The sequence below is a fragment of the Rhodococcus sp. 05-2254-2 genome (assembly GCF_002259095.1).
Classification (GTDB): Bacteria; Actinomycetota; Actinomycetes; order Mycobacteriales; family Mycobacteriaceae; genus Rhodococcoides.
This window is the reverse complement of record NZ_NOZJ01000008.1, coordinates 579,845-603,579: the sequence shown is the minus strand read 5'-3', so window position 1 is coordinate 603,579 and position 23,735 is coordinate 579,845. Positions and strand designations below refer to the sequence as shown.

At 64.8% G+C, this 23,735-nt stretch carries 19 protein-coding genes and 2 tRNA genes; 12 read left to right on the top strand and 9 right to left on the bottom strand.

The window, feature by feature from the left end:
- Nucleotides 1-206 precede the first annotated feature (206 nt).
- The 8 genes from gyrB to CH283_RS12975 all read left to right on the top strand — a co-directional run bounded on the left by gyrB (nt 207) and on the right by CH283_RS12975 (nt 11,012).
- Entirely contained in the window at nt 207-2,249 is a 2,043-nt protein-coding gene (gene gyrB / locus CH283_RS13010; protein WP_094638409.1) for a DNA topoisomerase (ATP-hydrolyzing) subunit B, read from the top strand.
- A gap of 68 nt (nt 2,250-2,317) precedes the next feature.
- On the top strand, nt 2,318-4,861 hold the full coding sequence (gyrA, locus tag CH283_RS13005; RefSeq protein WP_068047539.1) for a DNA gyrase subunit A: 2,544 nt from the start codon (nt 2,318-2,320) through the stop codon (nt 4,859-4,861).
- On the top strand, nt 4,862-6,247 hold the full coding sequence (locus CH283_RS28765) for a DUF3566 domain-containing protein (RefSeq protein ID WP_255183199.1): 1,386 nt from the start codon (nt 4,862-4,864) through the stop codon (nt 6,245-6,247).
- A gap of 109 nt (nt 6,248-6,356) precedes the next feature.
- Nucleotides 6,357-6,430 (top strand) — tRNA-Ile (locus CH283_RS12995).
- A gap of 190 nt (nt 6,431-6,620) precedes the next feature.
- A tRNA-Ala gene (locus tag CH283_RS12990) sits at nt 6,621-6,693 on the top strand.
- A 413-nt stretch (nt 6,694-7,106) separates the two neighbouring features.
- Entirely contained in the window at nt 7,107-8,057 is a 951-nt protein-coding gene (locus tag CH283_RS12985; RefSeq protein WP_068047542.1) for an acyl-ACP desaturase, read from the top strand.
- A gap of 205 nt (nt 8,058-8,262) precedes the next feature.
- A complete protein-coding gene (locus tag CH283_RS12980; RefSeq protein WP_231893643.1) occupies nt 8,263-9,261 on the top strand; it encodes a GGDEF domain-containing protein in 999 nt (332 codons plus the stop codon).
- Nucleotides 9,262-9,380: 119 nt separating this feature from the next.
- A complete protein-coding gene (locus CH283_RS12975) occupies nt 9,381-11,012 on the top strand; it encodes an alpha/beta hydrolase (RefSeq protein ID WP_094638411.1) in 1,632 nt (543 codons plus the stop codon).
- On the opposite strand, the gene CH283_RS12970 is transcribed toward CH283_RS12975, so the two are convergent.
- Nucleotides 11,007-11,387, bottom strand: a complete 381-nt coding sequence (locus tag CH283_RS12970) for a hypothetical protein (RefSeq protein ID WP_141215236.1) — start codon at nt 11,385-11,387, stop codon at nt 11,007-11,009. The genes CH283_RS12975 and CH283_RS12970 overlap by 6 nt on opposite strands.
- Before the next feature lie 94 nt (nt 11,388-11,481).
- On the opposite strand from CH283_RS12970, the gene CH283_RS12965 reads away from it, so the two are divergent.
- On the top strand, nt 11,482-12,018 hold the full coding sequence (locus CH283_RS12965; RefSeq protein WP_094638413.1) for a peptidylprolyl isomerase: 537 nt from the start codon (nt 11,482-11,484) through the stop codon (nt 12,016-12,018).
- 24 nt (nt 12,019-12,042) lie between these two features.
- Nucleotides 12,043-12,972 (top strand): rhomboid family intramembrane serine protease, encoded by a 930-nt coding sequence (locus CH283_RS12960; RefSeq protein ID WP_094638414.1) that lies wholly within the window; start codon nt 12,043-12,045, stop codon nt 12,970-12,972.
- Nucleotides 12,973-13,050: 78 nt separating this feature from the next.
- Here CH283_RS12960 and CH283_RS12955 read toward each other — a convergent pair whose 3' ends face one another.
- Both CH283_RS12955 and crgA read right to left on the bottom strand, forming a co-directional pair.
- Nucleotides 13,051-13,536, bottom strand: a complete 486-nt coding sequence (locus CH283_RS12955) for a PH domain-containing protein (RefSeq protein WP_094638415.1) — start codon at nt 13,534-13,536, stop codon at nt 13,051-13,053.
- Nucleotides 13,537-13,572: 36 nt separating this feature from the next.
- On the bottom strand, nt 13,573-13,836 hold the full coding sequence (gene crgA, locus CH283_RS12950) for a cell division protein CrgA (protein ID WP_032396997.1): 264 nt from the start codon (nt 13,834-13,836) through the stop codon (nt 13,573-13,575).
- A 203-nt stretch (nt 13,837-14,039) separates the two neighbouring features.
- On the opposite strand from crgA, the gene CH283_RS12945 reads away from it, so the two are divergent.
- Nucleotides 14,040-14,786: a DUF881 domain-containing protein gene (locus CH283_RS12945; RefSeq protein ID WP_094638416.1), complete on the top strand. Its 747-nt coding sequence runs from the start codon at nt 14,040-14,042 to the stop codon at nt 14,784-14,786.
- A gap of 13 nt (nt 14,787-14,799) precedes the next feature.
- A complete protein-coding gene (locus CH283_RS12940; protein WP_068045567.1) occupies nt 14,800-15,441 on the top strand; it encodes an aminodeoxychorismate/anthranilate synthase component II in 642 nt (213 codons plus the stop codon).
- Between the two features lie 16 nt (nt 15,442-15,457).
- Here CH283_RS12940 and pknB read toward each other — a convergent pair whose 3' ends face one another.
- The 6 genes from pknB to CH283_RS12910 are packed head-to-tail and all read right to left on the bottom strand — an operon-like array spanning nt 15,458 to nt 23,604.
- Nucleotides 15,458-17,398: a Stk1 family PASTA domain-containing Ser/Thr kinase gene (gene pknB / locus CH283_RS12935; protein WP_094638417.1), complete on the bottom strand. Its 1,941-nt coding sequence runs from the start codon at nt 17,396-17,398 to the stop codon at nt 15,458-15,460.
- Nucleotides 17,395-18,762, bottom strand: coding sequence for a serine/threonine-protein kinase (locus tag CH283_RS12930; protein WP_094638418.1), 1,368 nt, complete (start codon nt 18,760-18,762; stop codon nt 17,395-17,397). Before CH283_RS12930 ends, pknB begins: the two co-directional genes overlap by 4 nt.
- Nucleotides 18,763-18,768: 6 nt before the next feature.
- Nucleotides 18,769-20,253, bottom strand: coding sequence for a peptidoglycan D,D-transpeptidase FtsI family protein (locus CH283_RS12925; RefSeq protein WP_068045550.1), 1,485 nt, complete (start codon nt 20,251-20,253; stop codon nt 18,769-18,771).
- Entirely contained in the window at nt 20,250-21,707 is a 1,458-nt protein-coding gene (locus CH283_RS12920) for an FtsW/RodA/SpoVE family cell cycle protein (RefSeq protein ID WP_094638419.1), read from the bottom strand. Before CH283_RS12920 ends, CH283_RS12925 begins: the two co-directional genes overlap by 4 nt.
- Nucleotides 21,704-23,143 (bottom strand): PP2C family protein-serine/threonine phosphatase, encoded by a 1,440-nt coding sequence (locus tag CH283_RS12915; RefSeq protein ID WP_094638420.1) that lies wholly within the window; start codon nt 23,141-23,143, stop codon nt 21,704-21,706. Before CH283_RS12915 ends, CH283_RS12920 begins: the two co-directional genes overlap by 4 nt.
- Nucleotides 23,140-23,604, bottom strand: a complete 465-nt coding sequence (locus tag CH283_RS12910) for an FHA domain-containing protein FhaB/FipA (RefSeq protein ID WP_037195344.1) — start codon at nt 23,602-23,604, stop codon at nt 23,140-23,142. Before CH283_RS12910 ends, CH283_RS12915 begins: the two co-directional genes overlap by 4 nt.
- Between the last annotated feature and the right edge of the window lie 131 nt (nt 23,605-23,735).

Sequence of the window (23,735 nt, the reverse complement as noted above, 5' to 3'; positions counted from 1 at the left end):
CGCCTGTGAAGCAATCAGAGGCCTTTTAGGGGTGTCATCGTGCCCATGCTGACGCAGGCAACCAGTACTATGGACCGGTACGACATCAAGCCCGGAACAACGCATGGACCCGGGCGCGGCCGGAATCGACTGCGCTCGCCCCTGCGGTAGCACCCTGTCGGGGTGTGAGCGGGGTAGTGGACGCGTAGAAGGAGAACCAGCTAACCGTGGCTGCCCAGAAGTCAGGTAACAACGAGAACAGCAAGGATTACGGCGCTTCGTCCATCACGGTCCTCGAGGGCCTGGAGGCGGTTCGTAAAAGGCCCGGTATGTACATCGGTTCCACCGGTGAACGAGGCCTGCATCACCTGATCTGGGAGGTCGTCGACAACTCCGTCGACGAGGCCATGGCCGGTTATGCCTCCACCGTCGGCGTCACCATTCACGTGGACGGCAGTGTCGAGGTCACCGACGACGGTCGAGGAATTCCCGTCGCCATGCACTCGTCCGGCGTCCCCACCGTCGAGGTCGTCATGACCCAGCTGCATGCCGGCGGCAAGTTCGACTCCGATTCGTACGCGGTGTCCGGCGGACTGCACGGTGTCGGTATCTCGGTGGTCAATGCCCTCTCGACCAAGGTCGAACTGCAGATCGCGCGTGACGGTCACCGCTACACCCAGACCTACGACTACGCCAAGCCCGGACCGCTCGAAACCGTCGGGAACACCGACGAGACCGGCACCACCGTCCGCTTCTGGGCCGACGGCAAGATCTTCGAGACTCTCGACTACAGCTTCGAGACCGTGCACCGCCGCCTGCAGGAGATGGCGTTCCTGAACAAGGGGCTGACCATCAACTTCACCGACGAGCGAGTGGCCGCGACCGACGCCACCGAGGAGGAATTGGGCGAGACCGCCGAGGCTCCCAAGACCGCCGAGGAAGAGCAGGCCGATGCGGCCAACGCGAAGCCGGCCAAGGTCCGCAAGCGGACGTACCATTACCCCGACGGCTTGGTCGACTTCGTCAAGCACATCAACCGCACCAAGACCGCGATCCACAACTCGGTCGTGGGCTTCACCGGCAAGGGTGAAGGCCACGAGGTCGAGATCGCGATGCAGTGGAACGCCGGTTACTCCGAGTCGGTGCACACCTTCGCCAACACCATCAACACGCACGAGGGTGGTACCCACGAAGAGGGCTTCCGCACCGCGTTGACCTCGACGGTGAACAAGTACGCCCTCGAGAAGAAGCTGGTCAAGGAAAAAGACATCAAGCTGACCGGTGACGACATTCGTGAGGGCCTTGCCGCGGTCATTTCGGTCCGAGTCGGTGAGCCGCAGTTCGAGGGTCAGACCAAGACCAAGCTCGGCAACACCGAGATCCGATCGTTCGTTCTCAAGGCCTGCAACGAGCACCTCTCGCACTGGTTCGAGTCGAACCCGGCGGACGCCAAGACGATCATCAACAAGGCGGTCTCCTCCGCGCAGGCCCGGATGGCTGCGCGTAAGGCGCGAGAGATGGTGCGCCGCAAGAGCGCAACCGATATCGGTGGTCTCCCCGGCAAGCTCGCCGACTGCCGATCCAACGACCCGAGCAAGTCCGAGATCTACATCGTGGAGGGCGACTCCGCAGGCGGCTCGGCCAAATCCGGACGCGACTCGATGTTCCAGGCGATCCTGCCGCTGCGGGGAAAGATCATCAACGTCGAGAAGGCTCGTATCGACCGCGTCCTCAAGAACAACGAGGTTCAGGCGATCATCACCGCCTTCGGAACCGGCATCCACGACGAGTTCGACATCACCAAGCTGCGTTATCACAAGATCGTGCTGATGGCCGACGCCGACGTCGACGGTCAGCACATCTCGACGCTTCTGATGACTCTGCTGTTCCGGTTCATGCGTCCGTTGATCGAGAACGGTCACGTCTACCTCGCCATGCCGCCGCTGTACAAGCTCAAGTGGAGCCGCGGTGAACCCGACTTCGCCTACTCCGATCGTGAACGCGACGGACTGCTCGAGGCCGGCATCGCCAACAAGCGCAAGATCAACGTCGAGGACGGCGTCCAGCGCTACAAGGGCCTCGGCGAGATGAACGCCAAGGAGCTGTGGGAAACCACGATGGACCCGGCTGTGCGAGTCCTGCGTCTGGTCACCCTCGACGACGCGGCCGCGGCCGACGAACTGTTCAGCGTCCTGATGGGCGAGGACGTCTCCGCACGCCGAAGCTTCATTGCCCGCAACGCGAAAGATGTTCGCTTTCTTGACGTTTAGTCACTTCCCTTCACGCACCGATGAGGTTTCTCGGTGCGTGGAGGTGACCGTTTCTCGAGGAGATTTGCATGTCTGACATCACCGAACCGCCGGTAGGACCCCCGCCGGGTTCGACCACCAACGCCGAGGGCGGAGACCGGATCGATCCGGTCGACATCCAGCAGGAAATGCAGCGCAGTTACATCGATTACGCCATGAGCGTCATCGTCGGTCGTGCCCTGCCCGAGGTGCGTGACGGCCTCAAGCCGGTGCACCGTCGTGTCCTGTACGCGATGTACGACTCGGGCTTCCGCCCCGACCGCAGCTACGTCAAATCCGCACGCCCCGTTGCCGAAACGATGGGTAACTACCATCCCCACGGCGACACCTCGATCTACGACGCACTGGTGCGTCTGGCTCAGCCGTGGTCGATGCGGTACCCACTCGTCGACGGCCAGGGCAACTTCGGTTCACGTGGCAACGACGGTGCCGCAGCCATGCGATACACCGAAGCCCGGTTGACCCCGCTGGCGATGGAGATGCTGCGCGACATCGACGAGGAAACCGTCGACTTCATCCCCAACTACGACGGCAAAACCCAGGAGCCGACGGTACTTCCGTCGCGCGTGCCGAACCTGTTGATGAACGGCTCCAACGGTATTGCCGTCGGTATGGCCACCAACATCCCGCCGCACAATCTGCGTGAACTGGGCGACGCGGTGTTCTGGGCCCTGGACAACTTCGAGGCCGACGAGGAAGCAACCCTCGCTGCCTGCATGGAACGCGTCAAGGGCCCTGATTTCCCCACCCACGGACTCATCGTCGGCGGCCAGGGTATCCAGGACGCGTACTCGACCGGTCGCGGCTCCATCCGGATGCGCGGCGTCGTCGAGATCGAGGAAGATTCCAACGGTCGCACCACGATCGTCATCACCGAGCTGCCGTACCAGGTCAACCCGGACAACCTGATCACCTCGATCGCCGAGCAGGTACGGGACGGCAAGATGTCCGGTATCTCCAAGATCGACGACGAGTCGTCCGACCGAGTCGGTATGCGCATCGTCGTCACGATCAAGCGCGACGCGGTCGCGAAGGTCGTGCTCAACAACCTCTACAAGCACTCGCAGCTGCAGACGAGCTTCGGCGCGAACATGCTCTCCATCGTCGACGGCGTACCGCGCACCCTTCGCCTCGATCAGATGATTCGCTTCTACGTCACCCACCAACTCGACGTGATCGTTCGGCGTACTCGGTACCGGCTGCGCAGAGCGGAGGAGCGGGCTCACATTCTGCGTGGCCTGGTCAAGGCTCTCGACGCACTCGACGAGGTCATCGCGCTCATTCGTGCGTCGCAGACGGTGGATCTGGCCAAGCAGGGCTTGATCGACCTGCTCGACATCGACGAGATCCAAGCTCAGGCGATCCTCGACATGCAGCTGCGGCGGCTCGCTGCTCTCGAGCGTCAGAAGATCATCGACGAGTTGGCAGAACTCGAACGCACCATCGCAGACCTGCAGGACATTCTGGCCAAGCCGGAGCGGCAGCGACAGATCGTGCGGGACGAGCTCGCCGAGATCGTCGAGAAGTTCGGTGACGACCGTCGCACGCGCATCATCGCCGCCGACGGGGACGTCAACGACGAGGATCTGATCGCGCGGGAGAACGTGGTCGTCACGATCACCGAGACCGGATACGCCAAGCGCACAAGAACCGACCTCTACCGCTCGCAGAAGCGCGGCGGCAAGGGAGTGATGGGTGCGGGCCTCAAGCAGGACGACATCGTCAGCAAGTTCTTCGTCTGCTCGACGCACGACTGGATCCTGTTCTTCACCACCAAAGGTCGCGTCTACCGGGCCAAGGCCTACGAGCTGCCCGAGGCGAACCGAACCGCTCGCGGTCAGCACGTTGCGAACTTGCTCGCCTTCCAGCCGGACGAACGCATCGCCCAGGTCATCCAGATCAAGACCTACGAGGATGCCCCCTACCTGGTGCTCGCCACCAAGGGTGGTCTCGTCAAGAAGTCGCGTCTGACGGATTTCGATTCCAACCGCAGCGGCGGCATCGTCGCGGTCAATCTGCGCGGCGACGACGAGTTGGTCGGCGCGGTTCTCGCATCCTCGGACGACGATCTGCTGCTGGTCTCGGCGCAGGGTCAGTCCATCCGGTTCTCGGCCACCGACGAGGTACTGCGCCCGATGGGTCGCGCCACCTCGGGTGTGCAGGGCATGAGATTCAACGGCGAGGACGCGTTGCTCTCGCTCAACGTAGTCAGCGAGAACAAGTTCTTGCTGGTCGCGACGTCGGGTGGCTATTCCAAGCGCACCGCGATGGAGGATTACCCGCAGCAGGGCCGCGGCGGAAAGGGAGTGCTGACAATCCAGTACGACCCGAAGCGTGGCACGCTGGTGGGAGCTCTCATCGTCGACGACGAGGACGAGCTGTACGCCATCACCTCCAGTGGTGGTGTGATCCGGACCGCTGCCAAGCAGGTTCGAAAGGCCGGCCGACAGACCAAGGGCGTGCGGTTGATGAATCTCGGTGAAGGCGACACCCTGCTCGCGATCGCGCGCAACGCCGACGAGATCGAACCGGATTCTCTGGGCACCGAAGACGATGCAGCGAAGGAGTCGTAAGTGAGCACTCCCAACCGGCCTGGTAGCAGGCCCGGCCCCAGCGGTGGACCGGACAGCCGGGAAGCCGAGCAGCCCGCGCGTCCCGCGCCGCCCGAGGGAGCTCGTCCGGGCAGCCGCCCGCAGCCGGCCAATCGTCCCGCGCCCGCCGCGGGCCGTGGCCCGGCACCGCAAGGTGGTGCTCGCCCTCCGATCCGACCGGCGCCGGGAAATCCGAACGGTCCGGCACGCCCGGCTCAGGGACCCCCGCCCCCGCAGCGACCGCCTGCACCTCAGGGACCGCCGGGGGCTTCCCCGCAGCGTCCGCCTGCACCCCAGCAGGGACAGGCTCCTGCCGGTCAGTCCCAGCCGCCGCAGGCTCCCGGCCGTCAGCCAGGTCCGGGTCAGCAGGCTCCCGGACGGACCGTCGGTCCGCCGCCGAACGGCCAACCGCCGCAGCGGCAGGCACCGGCCGGTCAAGCTCCTCGGCAGGCAGCCCCGCAGCCCTCGGGACAGCAGCCCTCGCCCAACGAGACCGTCCGCACACCGCAGGTATCCGCCGACTCGGCTGCCACCGGTGACGGACCTCGTGCATCCGAGCCCGCTCGGGGTCAGGATCAGGCAGGTCCCGCAGCAACTCAGGCGATGCCGGCTCAACAGAACGACGATCCGCAGGCCGGCGCCGGAACGCCGCCCTGGCAGCGCGGAGCCGCCCAGCGGCCCGCATCGCAGGGGACGGACCGGCAGCAGCCGCAGAATCAGCCGCAGACCAACCTGTCCGGACGCGGAGCGGCACTGCCACCGAACGGTGAGTTCGATCGGACCGCTCGTACGGCCGCCGAGCCCACTCAGCGTGAGTCGACGGAGGACAAGACCGAACGGCGAGAAGCTGCCCGGTCGAAGGCTGCGGTCATCGACGGACCGACACGGCACATCGAACGCAAGGATCTGGCGAAGGACATGCCGGACCTGTCTGCCGTCCGGCACCCGGAGCCGTCCCAGTCCGAGCGCGCAGCACCGGCAGCCATCACGGCCGTGGCCAGTGCGGACGGCGACCCCCTGCGGGCGACCATTCAGATCCGCAAGATCGATCCCTGGTCGACGCTCAAGATCGCCCTCGTGATCGCTGTGTCACTGTTCTTCGTATGGATGGTGTCCGTCGGTTTGCTGTACGCCGTGCTCGACGGCATGGGCGTCTGGGAACGTCTCAACAGTGCGTTCACCGAGATCGTCAACGAATCCGGCGGCGGAGGACTCGTCAGCGCCGGGCAGGTGTTCGGCTACGCAGCGGTGATCGGTGTGATCAATGTCGTACTCTTCACCGCTCTCACCACCATCGGCGCCTTCATCTACAACCTGTCGTCGGACCTGGTCGGTGGCGTCGAAGTGACACTGGCAGACCGCGACTGACCTGCACCATCGAGAGCCGTATCGGGCCGTTTTGGAAGACAGCGGCCCGATACGGTAATCTCATCCCTCGGTTCGAGGAGAGCTTTTCTTCGGCCCGAAGTAGTGATGAGGGCCTATAGCTCAGGCGGTTAGAGCGCTTCCCTGATAAGGAAGAGGTCGGAGGTTCAAGTCCTCCTAGGCCCACACCGAACGAACGAAAAGAGGCAGGACATGAAAATCCTTCTTCTTGTCGCATCGGCGGTGATCGCAGTGCTGACAGTATCGAAGGTGCGCTCGCAGCGCAGCTCGGACGGCGTCTGGCACAGCATCCCCACCGCGTGACAATCGCTCGGAGTGGACGTGTAGAGTTCGTCCACGATTACCGGTAACACCCGGGGCCTTAGCTCAGTTGGTAGAGCGCTGCCTTTGCAAGGCAGATGTCAGGAGTTCGAATCTCCTAGGCTCCACAAAGAAAAGGACGTCCACTTCGGTGGGCGTCCTTTTTCGTCTGTCCAGCCGACCCCCCATGTCCACTCGATGTGACATTGACCCCCGAAAAGTCCACTGAATGTGACATTGAGTGCCATCGGGTGCGCCGCGAGATCCCCCGGCCACTCAGCTTGACCGGTTGTGATTGGACCCAAGGCGATCTGTGTTTCGGCGCCCACATGTCCAGACAGTCGTCGGTTCGGTGTCGTATCGATGGTTCGGTCCTTAGCGTGGTCGCTGTGCAAGGACGTCGGTTCTCGGATCGACGTGAATGGTCGCGACGGCGCACCGCAGGGGGGTGTGCCGTCGTTCGATCTCGGCGGGCGGTGTTCGCCACTGTCTCGAATCGATCGGCGATTCGGGCATCTCGAATCTCGAAGGAGTCCCGCAGATGACGCGCGTTCTCGATCATGAAGAGCTGTTGAGGGAACTCGACGGCACGTTGGAAGCCAATTTGAATCGTCATCTGTCGATGGCGAAGGAATGGCATCCGCATGATTACGTTCCGTGGGATCTGGGTCGCAATTTCGCGGCGATGGGTGGGCAGGACTGGTCCCTCGAGCAGTCGTCGTTGTCGGAACTGGCGCGCACGGCGATGATCACCAATTTGCTCACCGAGGACAATCTGCCGTCGTATCACCGGGGGCTGGCAGACAATTTTTCGTTGGACGGTGCCTGGGGGACATGGGTGGGGCGCTGGACTGCGGAGGAGAACCGTCACGGCATCGTCATGCGCGATTATCTGGTGGTGACGCGTGCGGTGGATCCCGTCGAGTTGGAGCGCGCTCGAATGCACCACATGACGGTTGGTGTCGATGCGCCGATGGACGGTGCCAATTTCCTGCATTCGGTGGCGTATGTGACGTTCCAGGAGTTGGCGACACGGGTGTCGCATCGAAACACGGGACTGGCGTGCGGGGATCCGGTGGCGGATCGAATGTTGGCTCGTGTCGCTGCCGACGAGAACCTGCACATGATCTTCTATCGGAACCTCGGTGAGGCGTCGCTGGATCTGGTGCCCGATCAGATGGTTCGCGCCATCACCGATGTCGCGACCGACTTTCAGATGCCCGGCCTGAACATGCCCAATTTCCGCAAGAACGCGATGACCTTGGCCAAGCACGGGATCTACGATCTACGGCAGCATCTGGACGAGGTGTTGATGCCGGTCCTGCGCAAGTGGAAGATATTCGAGCGCAACGATTTCACGGGTGAGGGCGAGCGGGATCGCGATCGACTGGCAGCGTTCGTCGAGGACTTGGCCGAGAAGGCAACCAAGTTCGAGGAGTCCCGTGATCGACTACTTGCCAGGGAGGCAGCGCGCGCCGAGAAGGCGTCCTGACCTGCTGCGCTTTCGCTGGCCAGAGTCGTGATCGGGTCTCGGAGGTGTTAGAGTCCGGGCATCGTTGGGTCATGTGAGGCGATGGCCGTAGTGCGTGGGGAGGGCCGATGATGCCTGGGGGGTATCGGGTGAGTGGTGGTGTTCTCTTCGGTGAACGCTGCCTCCGATCGGCCGAATCATGGTCCTGCTCGGTGGGAATCGACCGGTGAGCAGGCCTAGGTTCGACGAGTCCGGCCGCATGCTTGCCGTGTTCGCGGCGGTCACCACGGTTCTCTACGCAGCCAGCGCGATTGCGTCGTGGTCGAATCTGACCGGTGCGCAGCAGGTTCTGGCCGCGCTGGCTCTGCTCTTGGGTCCGATGGCGATCGTGGTGTTGGCAAGGGCGGGTGTGCCGAGCCCCAAACAGGCGGTGGGGTTCGCGACCGCGTTGTCGGTGATAGCACTCGCCTGTGCGTTGGGCAGTAGCGACACCATGCCCGCGTTCTTGATCTGCGTCCAAGCGGCCATGTTCCTCGGTATGCACATAGGCGCGTTCTGGTCCGAACGCAGCGCAGGTATTTGGGTTGCCGTGCTTGCTGTTTCGGCGGTCATCGGAGCGGCGATCGCGCCGTACGGAACTCCGTTCATCAGTTACATCCTCGTCGCGCTCGGCATCGTCGGTGCGACGGAGGTCTTCGGTGTCTTCGCGCGCCGAATGCGCTATTCCGCGACGCACGATGCTTTGACCGGTCTGCTCAACAGGTTCGGGTTCGAATCCAAGATCGAGAAGATGTTGCCGGCGTGCGCGACTCGCGGATTGTCGGTCAGCCTCGCAGTGCTCGATCTCGACAATTTCAAGGAGATCAACGACGAGTACGGCCACATTGCCGGTGACGTCCTGCTCACTCGCGTCTCGAAGGCCTGGAAGGGTCAGCTGACCAAACGGGATGTTCTGGGTCGGCTCGGTGGAGACGAGTTCGTGCTGTTCATGCCCGGGGTTCTCGAGAAGGAGGCCTGGCAGATCATCGAGCGTCTGCGTCGGGCTCACCGCGCGGAGTGGAGCGTGGGATTGGCCTGCATGCCCGCGGGTCGCCGCTGGGGTGAGATATATCGGGCAGCCGACGCCGATCTGTACCGGGCAAAGCGAAGCAGGCCGCCGAGGACCAGTCGGCCGTCCGATCCCGACGCCGGTTACAGCGGCCCCATTCGCAGAATTGCGCAGTGATCGTCACTCGACGCATCGTTGATCCCCAGATTTGATCCACAGGCTGGGGATAGATTTCCCGACGCGGTGCTTTTCTCGCGTTGACTCGTCGGAAACGACGATGCTGCGGGGGATACGCGATGGTCACTCTGGACGAATTCAGATCTTGGGACAGCCGCGTGCTGGTAGCGGCGTCCGACAGCCTGATGCACCGGTGGCGGGAGGTGGCCACCGTGCACGACTCGGTCACCGACGACATCGTGGGAGACGGCTGGGCCGGTCCCGCGGCCGAGGCTGCGCGGGCGGCGATGAGACGTATCCGGTCGGATCTGGCAGACGCCGCAGCCGAGTTGCTTCGGATCGCGACATGCACCGCGGATGCCTCGATCGACATGGCCGGCTTGGTCGCTGCGCTTCGCTCGGTGGAGCGGACGGCGGCGGAGGAGCGATTCGCGGTCGCATCCGACGGCTCGGTGTTCGACCTTGCAGCGTCGTATTCGGTTGCGCTGGTGGACTTGTGGTCGACGATGCGCGAGCGACGGCGGTGCCGTGAGGAGCTCGCCGAACGAATCGCACAGCTGATTCGTACGGCCACGGATTTCGACGACATCCTTGCCCGACGCCTCGTCGGGGGAACCTCCGCAGCCTCCGTTGCGACGGCAGTTGCGGCTTGGGTGCCGCGCGACGGCACACCGGCGGCCAACGCTGCTTTCTGGAGCGCACTCTCGACTGCAGCCCGTACCAGGTTGCTGGTCGAACAGCCGGCGCTGATCGGCAATCTCGACGGCCTGCCGGGTCGGGTGCGTGACAGCGCCAACCGCCGGGTGTTGGCCGCAGAGCGTGTCCGCCTTCGCGCCGTCGAAGTCGAACTACAGAAAGAGTTGTCCGACAAAGTGTTCGGCGGAATTTTCAGCGACGCCGACGCCGGGCTCGAACAAACGCGCACTCGGTTGGCAGCACTCGATGCGATCGACGCGACGCTGGCGCTGGGGGCTCGGCAGCTCCTGGTCCTCGACAATTCCTCGTACGAGGAGACGATGGCGGCCGTCGCGGTGGGAGATGTCGACACGGCGACCCATGTCGCCGTCTTCGTGCCCGGTCTCGGCTCTACCGTGCACGGAAACCTTCCCCGCTACGACGGCGACATGGAGAACATCAAAAACACTGTGCAGCAGCTTGTTTCGCAAGATCCGGCGCAGTCTGCGGCTGCGGTGACATGGCTGGACTACCAGGCACCTCAGCTCGGTTGGAGCTTGCTCGATCCGGACCGGACCGTGGCCTCGAGTGCGGCTGCGCAGGCAGGAGCGGATCGGTTGATCCCGTTCCTGAACGGTCTCGACGCTGCACGGGCGAGCGATCCGCATCTGTCGGTGTTGGCCCACTCGTACGGATCGCTCACCGCGGCAACTGCTCTTCGAGACGACACCGGGGTCGACGATTTCGTGGCTCTCGGTTCACCGGGACTCGGCACACACAGCCTCGCAGATCTCCAGATTCCCGTCGGACACGTCTTCGCGGCGGAGGCCACGGGCGACATCGTCGCCGACCTGGGTGCATTAGGCCGCGATCCAGGGGCGCTGGACGGAGTCACTCTGCTGTCCACGGAGCAATCCGACAGTGCCGGCCGCTCGATCGGGCACAGCGACTATCTCACCGAGGGCTCCGCCAGCGGCGACAACACGGCACTGGTCGTCGCCGACCGCAGCGCGGAGGCCGTGATCAGAACCAGGCCGGGTCTGTTCGACCTACTGCAGAAGGTGCTGTACCTATGACGACGTGTCGTCGTAGTCGGTCAGGCTCGGCGGGACATCGGCGGGCGGCGGCACCTCGTTGCGACGACGGCCGAGGAAGAACACGACACCTCCCACAACGGCAGCAACGGCACCGAACACCAGAACTCGCCGGGTCCTACGTGATCCCGAGTCGACCGTGACGAGCTCTCGGGTGCGATTCGCTTCGGCGATACGCTCCGCGGTCACTGCCCGCCGCTGCGCAGCCTGCTTGCGGGCCAGTCCGTAACCCTGTTTGGCCAGCAGCAGGCCGACTCCGGCCGGGCCCTTGCTCGCGGCGGAGGCGGCGCCGAGCAGGGCGGACGCTGCGGTACCTGTGGTCGACCGACCCTGGTCGGGCTTCGTTGTGCTCGTCATACCCTCACTGTTCCACAACACGGCCCCGCTGAACCCTCCCGATACACCCGACTCGACGCCCGTTGTGAACTGCCCGATCACCCGAGATGGCACGATGGAGGGCGTGACTTCACCAAACAAGACCCAAACGGCCACGCTGCACACCAACCGCGGCGATATCGTCATCGAACTGTTCGGCAATCACGCCCCCAAGACCGTCGCGAACTTCGTCGGTCTCGCGGACGGATCCAAGGAGTACACGACTCAGAACGCGTCGGGTGCCAAGACCGGACCGTTCTACGACGGCGCGGTCTTCCACCGCGTCATCGACGGCTTCATGATCCAGGGCGGCGACCCCACCGGCACCGGTGCAGGCGGACCGGGCTACAAGTTCGAGGACGAGTTCCACCCGGAGCTCTCCTTCGATCGCCCGTACCTGCTGGCCATGGCAAATGCCGGCCCCGGCACCAACGGCTCGCAGTTCTTCATCACCACCGGCAAGACCCCGCACCTCAACCGCAAGCACTCCATCTTCGGTGAGGTCACCGACGAGGCGTCGAAGAAGGTCGTCGACGCGATCTCGAGCACGCCGGTCGGCCGCGGAGATCGTCCGGTGGACGAGGTCGTCATCAACAACGTCACCATCGCTTGATCTGACCGAAGGACTTTCGACAAGATGACGAACCCCGGCTGGGGTGGCGCGTACGGCGACCAGCCCAACCCACCCCAGTCGGTGTGCGTCCGACATCCCGATCGCCCCACCGGCCTGGCCTGCTCGCGCTGCGGCAGGCCCGCGTGCCCGCAATGTCTGCAGGCCGCCGCGGTCGGACAGCACTGTGTCGACTGCGTGCGAGAAGGCAACAAGAACGTCCGCACTGCGCAGACCGTCGCCGGTGCGCCGATGGCACGATCCGCCAAGACTCCGCTGACCTACGCCCTGATCGCCGTCAACGTGATCGTCTATGCCATCACGGTGGCGCAGTCCGGCGATCCGATGAACAACACTTCCGGATCCGAGCTCGCCCGCGGTTGGGCTCTCAACAGCCTGCTCGTCGCCGACGGCGACGTGTTCCGGCTGATCGGTAGCGGTTTCGTTCACTACGGGCCGATCCACCTGCTCGTGAACATGTTCGCGCTGTACATCATCGGCCGTGACGTCGAACTCGTGCTCGGTCGAACCCGCTACCTGGTCGTCTACTTCCTCTCCTTGCTCGGAGGAAGCGCGTCGGTGATGCTGCTGGAGAACCCACTGACGCTCACCGTCGGCGCGTCCGGTGCAGTCTTCGGTCTACTGGGCGCACAGGCCGTCATCCTGCTGCGGCTCAAGCGAAGCCCGGCACCCATCCTCGTCATCATCGCGGTGAACATCTTCATCAGCATCTCGATCCCCAGCATCTCGCTGTGGGGACATATGGGCGGACTCGTCGCCGGAGCCGCCGCCACCGCCGGTCTGGTGTTCTTGTCCAACCGAACCCGAGACACGGGACTACAACGAACCAGGGCCGGCCTGTCCATGGCATGGCTCTCGGTCATCGCCGTCGCTCTGGTGTCCCTGGGCATCATCGCCATCCGTGTACTCGACCTGCGCGCCCAGATGGGCCTCTAGCTAGTCCACTCGATGTGACATTGACCCCCGAAAAGTCCACTGAATGTCACATTGAGTAACCACGGGGGGGCCGCACGGTCAGGTGTTTCGAGGCACCAAGCCGTGGGTTTCGAGTGCGTCGTATACGTCTCGGGGATCGGTTCCGAGGTCCCATCTGCCGAAGATGATCAGTCGATCGTCGTCTTCGCCGGGTGGGCGGATGTCGAGTTCGAGCATCGGTACGCGTCGGCCGAGGCGTGGGTATTTCACAATTTTGACGCGCACGATGTCGTTGCGGGTGTACGTGCGTAGGCCGCCGAGGCGTTTCATCACCAGAGTTCCGTCGTGGGTGATGGCCAGTCGTGGGCGTTGTGCGGCGGCGAGTGCGGCGATGATCCACATTCCGACGGCGGCGAGTCCGACGAGGAATGTTCCGGCTGCGTCGGTGGAGGAGAGTGCGGCACCGATTCCGAGGGCGATTCCGCCTGCGACCAGGGCTGCGACGGCGATGAGGGGCGTCGCCCATCGCTGTTCGTACACACCCTGTGGATCGTTTTCAGAGTTATCCACAGGGTTTATCCACATTGGGGATGAATGACATCGATGTAACTCGGCAGGTTCTCAGCGCCACCGCATGGTCATGACGAGTCCGACGACCATGAAGCCGAAGCCGATCAGGAAGTTGTAGGCGCCGAGATTTCCGATGAAGGCGATGTCCTCGGAAGCCAGGTAGTAGACGATCAGCCACAGCAGCCCGACCAGCATGAATCCCAGCATCAGCACCACGTACCAGACCGGTGACGGTCCGGCGTTGACCTTGACCGGCGTACGGTTCGCCGGGTTGATCGTGTAGTCGTTCTTCTTCCGTACCTTCGACTTCGGCATTGCTTCCTCTTCGCGTTCGTGACGGCCCGCGGCACTGCGGCCGTACCTGTGGACAACTGACGATCGGAACCTGTGGATCGACGGGTGCCGCGCGTCCCCAGGCTATTGTCGCCTGAAGGACCGTGACGGTCACCGACCCGGTTGCTGTACACGCTAACGCAGGTGAGCCCAGCACCGACCCACCGGACAAATTGCGAGCACCCGTGACACGACGATCGACTGCCCCCGCCGACACTCGTTGGTGGGTGCTCGCCGTCGCGGTGTGCGCTGTCGTCGGTCTGCTGCTCGGTACCACCAGACACGTGTCCGACGGTGCCGAACTCCGTGGAGGGGACACCACCAGACTGGCCGACCTCGTCGATGCAGCTCAGAGCAGCAGTGTGGAGGCCGAGCGCAGCAGGGACACGCTCGAGCAGCAAGTGGACACCATTCAGCAGCGAACCGCGTCCGTCGACACCGACGTCGCCGACGCACTGGCCCGGATCGATTCCCTGGCCGACGCGGCGGGCCGCGAGGCCGCGTCCGGCGGGGGTGTGACCGTCACGATGGCGGACGCTCCCCGTAAACCGGACGGCTCGTACGCGTCCGATGCATCCGTCGACGATCTGGTGGTTCATCAGGTCGATGTTCAGAGCGTGCTCAACGCGTTGTGGGCCGGTGGAGCGTCGGCGATCGCGATGCAAGATCAACGGTTGGTGGCCTCGTCGGCTCCGCGCTGCATCGGGAACACCCTTCTGCTCGGCGGGCGTACGTACAGTCCGCCGTACGTGATGACGGCGATCGGGGATTCGGATCGGCTGCGCGCGGCGTTGAAGAACGAGCCGGGTGTGCGGTTGTACGAGCAGTACGCGCTGAGATACGGCCTCCGCTACGACGTCGCGGTGTCCGAGGACGTCTCGGTGCCCGCGTACTCCGAATCGGTGCGCATGCGGTATGCACAGCCTCGCTGAGTACGCTGTCCACATGCGTATTCTCGTCGTCGACAACTACGACAGCTTCGTCTTCAACCTCGTCCAGTACCTGGGTCAGTTGAATGCCGACGTCGAGGTCTGGCGCAACGACGACGAGCGCCTCACCGATCGCGATGCCGTCGCGGCCCGGTTCGACGGCATTCTGCTCAGTCCGGGACCGGGCACGCCGCAGCGCGCAGGTGCCACGATGGATCTGGTCTCGGCCAGCGCCCGCACGAAGACGCCCCTGCTCGGGGTCTGTCTGGGCCACCAGGCGATCGGCGCGGCCTTCGGTGCCACCGTCGAGAAGGCCCCGGAACTGCTACACGGCAAGACGAGTCTGGTGCACCATTCGGGCGTCGGAGTTCTCGAGGGCATGAACGAGCCCTTCACCGCCACTCGCTACCACTCGCTGACCGTCCGGGAGGACACCATCCCGGCCGAACTCGAGATCATCGGACGCACCGAATCCGGTCTGGTCATGGCGATGAGGCACACCGAGCTACCGATTCACGGCGTCCAGTTCCACCCGGAGTCCATCCTCACCGAGGGCGGACACCGCATGTTGGCGAACTGGCTGACCGTCTGCGGAATGCCCACCGACCCCGGTCTCGTCGCCAAGCTCGAAGCTCAGGTCGCCGAGGCGTTCGCCTGAGCTCGACCCGAGGCGTCTAGCCGGTCGGAATACCCAGCGCCCCGATACTCACGGTGATGGTGTCGGACTTGCTGATCTCCGAGCCTGCCGGCTGAGTCTGGTTCACGATGCGGCCGACCATCAGTGGGTCGAGCGTCGATTGCCTCGACGTCGACAGGTCCGACGCGGTTCCGGTCCATCCTGCCGATTCCAGTGCTGTCAGAGCCTGAGCTTCGGTGAGTCCGGCCAGGTCCGGCATCGGGATCTTGTCTCCGTTCGACACGCGCAATGTCACGACCGTGTTCTCGGCGACGTTGGCACCACCGGCGGGGTCCGTCGAGACGACCTGTCCCACCGGCTGACTGGAGTCGATGTTCTCGATCTGGACGCGGAGACCGGCACCCGCCACGTTCGGCTGCGCAACGTCGACGAGCTGGCCGACGACGTTGGGCATCCGTACCTGCGCCGGGCCGGAACCGAGCGTGATGCGAACCTGCGAGTCGGCGTTCATGCTCACGCCCGAGGACGGGTTCTGTTCGACGACCCTGTCGAGGTTCTCCGGCGTGGACGGTGCCCGGGCGACGGTGGGATCGAGTTGAAGGCCCACCTCGTTCAAGGCGTCCGACGCCTCCTGTTGCGTTCGTCCGGTCAGTCGCGGCACCTGCACCTGCTGGGGGCCCGAGGAGACGTCGAGTTGGATGTCCCCGGGTGATTCGGTCTGCGACCCCGCGGCGGGGTTGGTGCCGATCGCGGAACCCTCGGGAACCGACGCATCCGGCCTCTCCTGCACGGTGACGCGCAGGCCGACATTCTCGAGTTCCCGCTGGGCCTCGTCAGCGACGAGGCCTGCGACGGACGGCACGGTGACGGACGTGGGCTCCGCTCCGGGACCGAGGGACCACAGGAATGCTCCGACGATCGCGACGACGATGATCGACGCCGCGGAGATCAGCGCGATCTTCAGGCCCCGACGGCTCCTGGGTTCGTTGTCGGGTTCGGTGTGCCTCGACGGGCGGGGTGCGCCGGTGGCTGCAGCGGCCGGCTTGTCCGTGCCGGAGAAGTCTGCCTGCCGCGAATCGACCGATCCGAGAATCGTGGTGCGGTCCTCGTCGTTCATGACCATCGGGGCGCTCGGACGTTGACCACCGAGCACCCGGACCAAGTCGGTGCGCATCTCGGCGGCGCTCTGGTAGCGGTTGGCGGGATTCTTGGCCATCGCCTTGAGGATGATCGAGTCGAGTTCACGCGGCACCGTGTCGTTGACCAGCGACGGCAGCTGAGGATCCTCGCGCACGTGCTGATAGGCGACCGCGACCGGGGAATCACCCTTGAACGGGGGCTCACCGGTGAGGATCTCGAACAGCACACAGCCGAGCGAGTAGACGTCCGATCGAGCGTCGACCTGCTCGCCGCGAGCCTGCTCGGGCGAGAGGTACTGCGCGGTTCCGATGACGGCGGCCGTCTGAGTCATCGGCGACGAGGAATCGGCGATGGCGCGCGCGATGCCGAAGTCCATCACCTTCACTGCGCCCGCGTTGTTGATCATGATGTTCGCGGGTTTGACGTCGCGGTGCACGATGCCGTTGCGGTGGCTGAAATCGAGTGCAGCACAGACGTCGGCGATGACCTCCATGGCTCGACGCGGTGCCATGGGCCCTTCGGCGCGCACGATGTCGCGGAGGGTGTCGCCGTCGACGTACTCCATGACGATGAACGGGAGCGGACCGGCTTCGGTCTCGGCTTCACCGGTGTCGTACACGGCGACGATGGCCGGGTGGTTCAGTGCGGCCGCGTTCTGGGCTTCGCGGCGGAACCGCAGGTAGAACGTGGGGTCGCGAGCAAGATCGGCGCGCAGAACCTTGATGGCGACGTCGCGGTCCAGCCGAGTGTCACGTGCCAGATGAACCTCGGACATGCCGCCGAATCCGAGTATCTCGCCCAGCTCGTAGCGAGAGGAGAGCGTACGGGGAGTCGTCATCGTTGTCCTTGTGGATCTTGCTGGAATGGAATCTCGATCAGCGGACGTCTGGTCGTCGTCTCGGTGGGCTCCGCCGAGGTGGTCGTGGTTTCCTCGGTGGTCGTCGGCTCCTCCGTGGTGGTCGTCGTCGTGGTCGTCGTGGGTTCTTCGGTGGTGGTGGTTTCTTCGGTGGTCGTCGTGGGTTCGGTCGTCGTGGTCGTGGTGGTGGTCGGCTGCGTGGTGGTCGTGGTCGGCGGCACGAACGGCGTCGGCGTGTCGTCCCTGCCCCCGGTCAACAGCACGTAACCGCCGATGAGGATGGCCAGCAGCAGCAGTCCGGCGCCGCCCCAGGCGAGGGCCTTCTGCGCCGACGACATTCCGGTGGTCTCGGGTACGGCGGCCGCAGCCGTTCCGGTGGCCGGTCCGCGGTACTCGCGCTGCGACGTCGGCATCATCTGGGTGCTCGACGGCGGCTGCGGGCTGGGCACGACGCCCGGCATCATGACCCTGCCGGTGCCCGAACCGCGGGAGTTTCCGGGCGCAGGCGGGCGACGGCCGGCTCGGACCGCGGCGACGGCGTCGGCGAATTCGCCACCGTTGGCGTAGCGCGCGGCCGGGTCCTTCACCATCGTGATCTCGATGAGTTCGCGTACGGCGGGAGGCAGGTCGAGTGGCATGGGGGCCGGCGTTTCGCGAACGTGCTTCATGGCCACGGTCAGCGCACCGTCGCCCACGAAGGGCCGCGTGCCCGCGAGTACTTCGTATCCGACGACTCCGAGCGAGTAGACGTCGGAAGCCGAAGTGGCCTCCTCGCCGAGTGCCTGCTCGGGGGCGATGTACTGCGCTGTGCCCATGACCATTCCGGTCTTGGTCACCGGGGATGCGTCGACGGCTTTGGCGATGCCGAAGTCGGTGATCTTGACCTGGCCGGTGGGGGTGATCAGGATGTTGCCCGGTTTGACGTCGCGGTGGACGACGCCTGCGGTGTGCGCGATCTGCAGCGAACGGCCGGTCTGCTCGAGCATGTCGAGGGCATGGCCGAGCGGCAACCGGGACATGCGACCGAGAACGGCGTTGAGCGGCTCACCGTTGACCAGTTCCATCACCAGGTAGGCCAGTGATTCGCCCGCGCCGTCGCGGGTCTCGCCGTAGTCGTAGACGCCGGCGATTCCTGGATAGTTCAGCTGCGCGGTGGTGCGTGCCTCGAACCTGAAGCGCTGCAGGAATTCCGGGTCCTCGGAGAACTCGGCCTTGAGTACCTTGACCGCGACACGGCGATCGAGGCGGTTGTCCATCGCTTCCCACACCTGGCCCATGCCGCCGGTGGCGATGAGACGCAGAAGTCGATAGCGCTGCGCGATGACAGCTCCGTTGCTCAGTGGCACTTCAGGTCACCTCCCCTGCAATGCGGCTGCGATGACGGCGCGCCCGATGGGTGCGGCCACGGATCCACCGGTCGCGGCGAGGGCTCGATCGCCGCCGTCCTCGACGATGACGGCAATGGCGACCTTGGGATCCTCGGCGGGTGCGAATCCGATGTACCAGGCATGCGGCGGGGTGTTGCGCGGGTCGGAACCATGTTCTGCGGTACCGGTTTTCGATGCGATCTGGACCCCGGGGATCTTGCCCTCGCCGCTGGTGTTGTTCTCGGAGCCGATCATCAGGTCGGTCAGTGTCGCCGCGGTGGCCGAGCTGATCGCCTCGCCCATGGCCTTCGGCTGGTAGCTCGACAGGTCGGACAGGTCGGGAGATTGCAGCTGCTGCACCAGGTTCGGGGCCATCCGCACGCCGCCGTTGGCGACCGTGGCGGCGATGACGGCGTCCTGCAGCGGGGTCAACGCCACGTCGCGCTGGCCGATGCTGGATTGGCCGAGGGCGGCGTCGTCGTCGATGGGTCCGATGGTGCTGTCGGCGACGGTGAGCGGAATGGTCGTGTCCTCACCGATGCCGAAGGCCGCGGAGGTCTCGCGCATCCTGTCCACCCCGGTGTCGACGCCGAGCTCGACGAAGGCGGTGTTGCACGAGCGTGCGAACGCTTCACGCAGCGTTGCCGTCTGGCCACCGCCGCACGTCGAACCGTTGTAGTTCTCCAGCGTCGTCGAGGTTCCCGGCAACGTGATGTTCGACGCGGCCGTGAGTTGATCGTCCGGTGTGGCGCCCGCTTCGAGTGCGGCTGCGGTGGTGATCACCTTGAACGTCGATCCGGGTGGGTAGGTCTGCGAGATCGCCCGGTTGACCATCGGCTTCTCGGGATCGTTGCTCAGGTTCTCCCATGCCGCGGTGGTGGTGCTGCCGTCGTGGCTGGCCAGCAGGTTCGGGTCGTAGCTGGGGGTGCTGGCCATGGCGAGGATGTTGCCGGTGGCCGGGTCGAGGGCCACTACCGAGCCGGTGTATCCCTTGGCGGTCAGCTGGTCGTACGCGACCTGCTGAACGACGGGGTCGATGGTGGTGACGACGTTGCCGCCGCGGGGGTCTCGGCCGGAGATGAGGTCGAACAGTCGTCCACCGAAGAGCCGGTCGTCGGATCCGTTGAGTACGGGGTCCTCGGCGCGTTCGAGGCCGCTGCTCGAGTACAGCATCGAGTAGTAGCCGGTGATCGGCGCGTTGGCCTGCGGGCTGGCCGGGGAGATCGAATTCTGGGGGTAGGTGCGCAGGTACTTGTAGCGGTCGTCGGTGGGGACCGAGGATGCGAGCACCTGGCCGCCTGCCGAGATCTGACCGCGCTGGCGGGAGTACTCGTCGAGCAGTACCCGTGAGTTCCTCGGGTCGGTGCGCAGATCGTCGGCCTTGATGACCTGGAGGTAAGTGGCATTGGCGAGCAGTGCCACGACCATGACCATCACGGCGATGGACACGCGGCGCAGGGGAGTGTTCATGCGCGCTTCACCATCTCGGTGGGTGCCTCCGCGATGGGCGCTGCGGGGGCGGGCTTCTTCTTGGGCTTTGCCGGCTCACGGGCTGCGTCGGAGATCTTGATCAGCAGCGCGAGGAGCAGGTAGTTGGCGAGAAGCGACGATCCTCCGTAGGACAGATAGGGCGTGGTGAGGCCGGTGAGTGGGATGAGTTTGGTGACGCCGCCGACGACGACGAACAGCTGGATGGCAATGGTGAACGACAATCCCGCAGCGAGCAGTTTGCCGAAGCTGTCGCGAACGGCCAGCGCGGTACGCATACCGCGAATGATGAACAGCAAGTACAGGATCAGGACCGCGGTCAGGCCGATGAGGCCGAGCTCTTCGCCGACCGTCGCAATGATGAAGTCCGTCTTGGCGAACGGCACCTGGGAGGGCCGACCACTACCGAGCCCGGTACCCGCCAACCCGCCCGTGGCGAAGCTGAACATCGACTGGACGATCTGGTAGCCGGTGTCGTTGTAGTCGTCGAACGGTCGCAGCCAGGTGTCGGTGCGGATCTTGACGTGGCCGAACACCTGATATGCGAAGAGGAATCCGACGAGCAGCAGTCCGAAACCGATGATCAACCAGCCGACGCGTTCGGTGGCGATGTAGATCATCACCAGGACGGTTCCGAAGATCAGCAGCGACGTACCGAGGTCCTTCTCGAACACCAGCACGCCGACGGAGACGATCCACACCACCAGGATCGGCCCCAGATCGCGTGCCCGCGGGAAGTCCATTCCGAGGAAGTGCTTGCCGGCGACGGTGAACAGTTCCCGCTTGGCGACCAGCAACGATGCGAAGAAGATGAGCAGCAGAATCTTCGCGAACTCCCCGGGCTGAATACTGAAGCCGGGCAGCCGAATCCAGATCTTCGATCCGTTGACCTCGGAGAAGGCCGACGGCAGCATTGCCGGGATGGCCAGGAGCACCAGTCCGGCGAGACCGACGGTGTAGCCGTAGCGAGCCAGGGTGCGGTAATCACGCAGCAGCACGAGCAGAGCGACGAAACCGGCGATGGCCAGCGTCGTCCAGAGCACCTGCTGGTTGGCGTCGGGCGACGGAATGGGGTTTCCGAGATACTGAGCCTGCTGCTCGTCGGCCAGGTCGAGACGGTGAATGAGCACCAGACCGAGCCCGTTGAGCAGCGCCACGATCGGCAGCAGCAGCGGATCCGCGTAGGGCGCAAAGCGTCGCACGGCCAGGTGCGCCACCGTCATCAACGCGAGATAGGCCACCGCGTACTTCGCCAGATCCCAGGTGATGGTCTGTTCCTGACTGGCTTCGACCAGTACCAACGAGATCGTGGTGATCAGGACCGCGGCACCGAGAAGAAGCAGCTCGACGCCGCGCCGGTTCGATTGAATCGGTGCAGGCGCGAATCCTTCGGGTGGACTCGGAAAGGACCCTCCGGCGGACGGATTCGAACTCATCGAGTACCGGTCCTGCAGTTCTGACCGGGAATCTGCGGGACCGTCGGTGTCGGTACCGCAGTGGTGGTCGGTGCCGCCTCGGGAACGGGCTCCGCAGCCGGGGGCAACGGAACTCCGGGCGGCGGGATGATCGTCGTCGGAGTCGGTTCGACAGTCGTGGTGACGACCGGCTCGGTCTCGCACACCTGGAGCAGGTCACCGGAGGCCAACCGCTCGACCTGACCGCGCGCGTCGTCGAGAGATCCGGACGGCAAGCCGGCCGTGACCTGCTCGCGCGCGGCAGGCAGAAGGTCGTCGATCTCGAACGGAACGCAATCGGCCGGAGCGGCATCCGGAGCGGTCAGCGTGACGGCTCCGTCGTCGTCGAGGCAGCCGATCAGTTCCACGCTCTGCAGCGAGTAGCCCAGTACCGAGCCGGGAAGGCCCCTCAGCACGGTCACCTTGCTGTTGTCGGCACCGACGTAGTAGTTGCCTCTGATGATCGAATTGGCAACGAGCGCACCGATTGCCGCGAGTACCACCAGGGTCAGGGCGATCAACGTCCAGCGCAGTTTGTGCGACTTCTTCTCGGGCGTGACGACCGGGCTGGTGACGCGCTTGGGCGTCGTACGCGGTGGCCGCATCGCGGCGGCGCGTCCGGCTGCGGTGTTGGGCGGAGGGGCGTCTTCCTCGTCCTCGGTGCTGGCGGCACCGCCGAGGATGGGGTGGCTCTGTCCGTAGTCGAGGTCGATCACGTCGGCGACGACGACCGTCACGTTGTCGGGTCCGCCGCTGCGCAGCGCGAGTTCGATCAGGCGATCGGCGCACGGGCCCGTCTCGCCCTCGTTCATGGTGTTCTCGATGGTTTCGTCGCTGACGACGTCCGAGAGGCCGTCGGAGCACAGCAGGTAGCGGTCGCCTGCACGTACTTCCCGAACGGTGAGCGTCGGCTCGATCTCGTTGCCGGTGAGGGCACGCATGATCAAGGAACGTTGCGGGTGCGTGTGCGCCTGTTCGGCGGTGATGCGGCCCTCGTCGACGAGTGACTGGACGAAGGTGTCGTCGCGAGTGATCTGGGTGAGCGAGCCGTCGCGCAGCATGTACGCACGTGAGTCGCCGATGTGTACCAGTCCGATTCGCTTGCCCGCGAACAGGATTGCGGTCAGCGTGGTTCCCATGCCGTCGAGCTCGGGTTCGTCCTCGACCTGATCTGCGATGGACGCGTTGCCTTCGCGGGTTGCTGCCTCCAGTTTGCCCAGCAGATCTTCGCCGGGCTCGTCGTCGTCGAGATGAGCCAATGCGGCGATCATCAACTGCGAGGCCACTTCACCGGCCGCGTGACCGCCCATACCGTCGGCCAGCGCCAGTAGGCGAGCCCCGGCGTACACGGAGTCCTCGTTGTTGGATCGAACCAGACCGCGATCACTGCGGGCGGCGTAGCGAAGGACGAGGGTCACGGGCGCAACTCGATCACGGTCTTGCCGACGCGGACAGGGGTTCCCAGGGGCACGCGAACGGCGGTGGTCACCTTCGCGCGGTCGAGGTAGGTGCCGTTGGTCGAACCGAGGTCCTCGACGTACCAGTCACCGCCGCGGGGCGAGATGCGCGCATGCCGCGTCGACGAGTAGTCGTCTGTCAGAACGAGAGTGGAGTCGTCCGCGCGTCCGATGAGGACGGGCTGCGTTCCGAGCGAGATACGCGTTCCGGCGAGACCGCCCTGGGTCACCACGAGGTACTTGGCCACCTTCTGCTTGTTGAACGACGGAAGAACTTTCGAGCCGCCGGAGTAGCGAGCAGGCACTCGCATGCCTGCGGCCGCGTAGATGTCGCTGCGCAAGGTGCGAAGGACGGCCCAGACGAAGAACCACAACAACAGCAGGAAGCCCGCCCTTGTCAGTTGCAGAATCAATCCCTGCACGACGATTCACCTCCTCCTTCGCAATCGACCTGCATCCCGCCCACGCGAAAAGCCGCGGCGCGGCAGACATGGTTGCCTCGCAGCATCATAGGGTCAAGCAGCTCGTGTGGACGACATACGGGTCGGCGAGA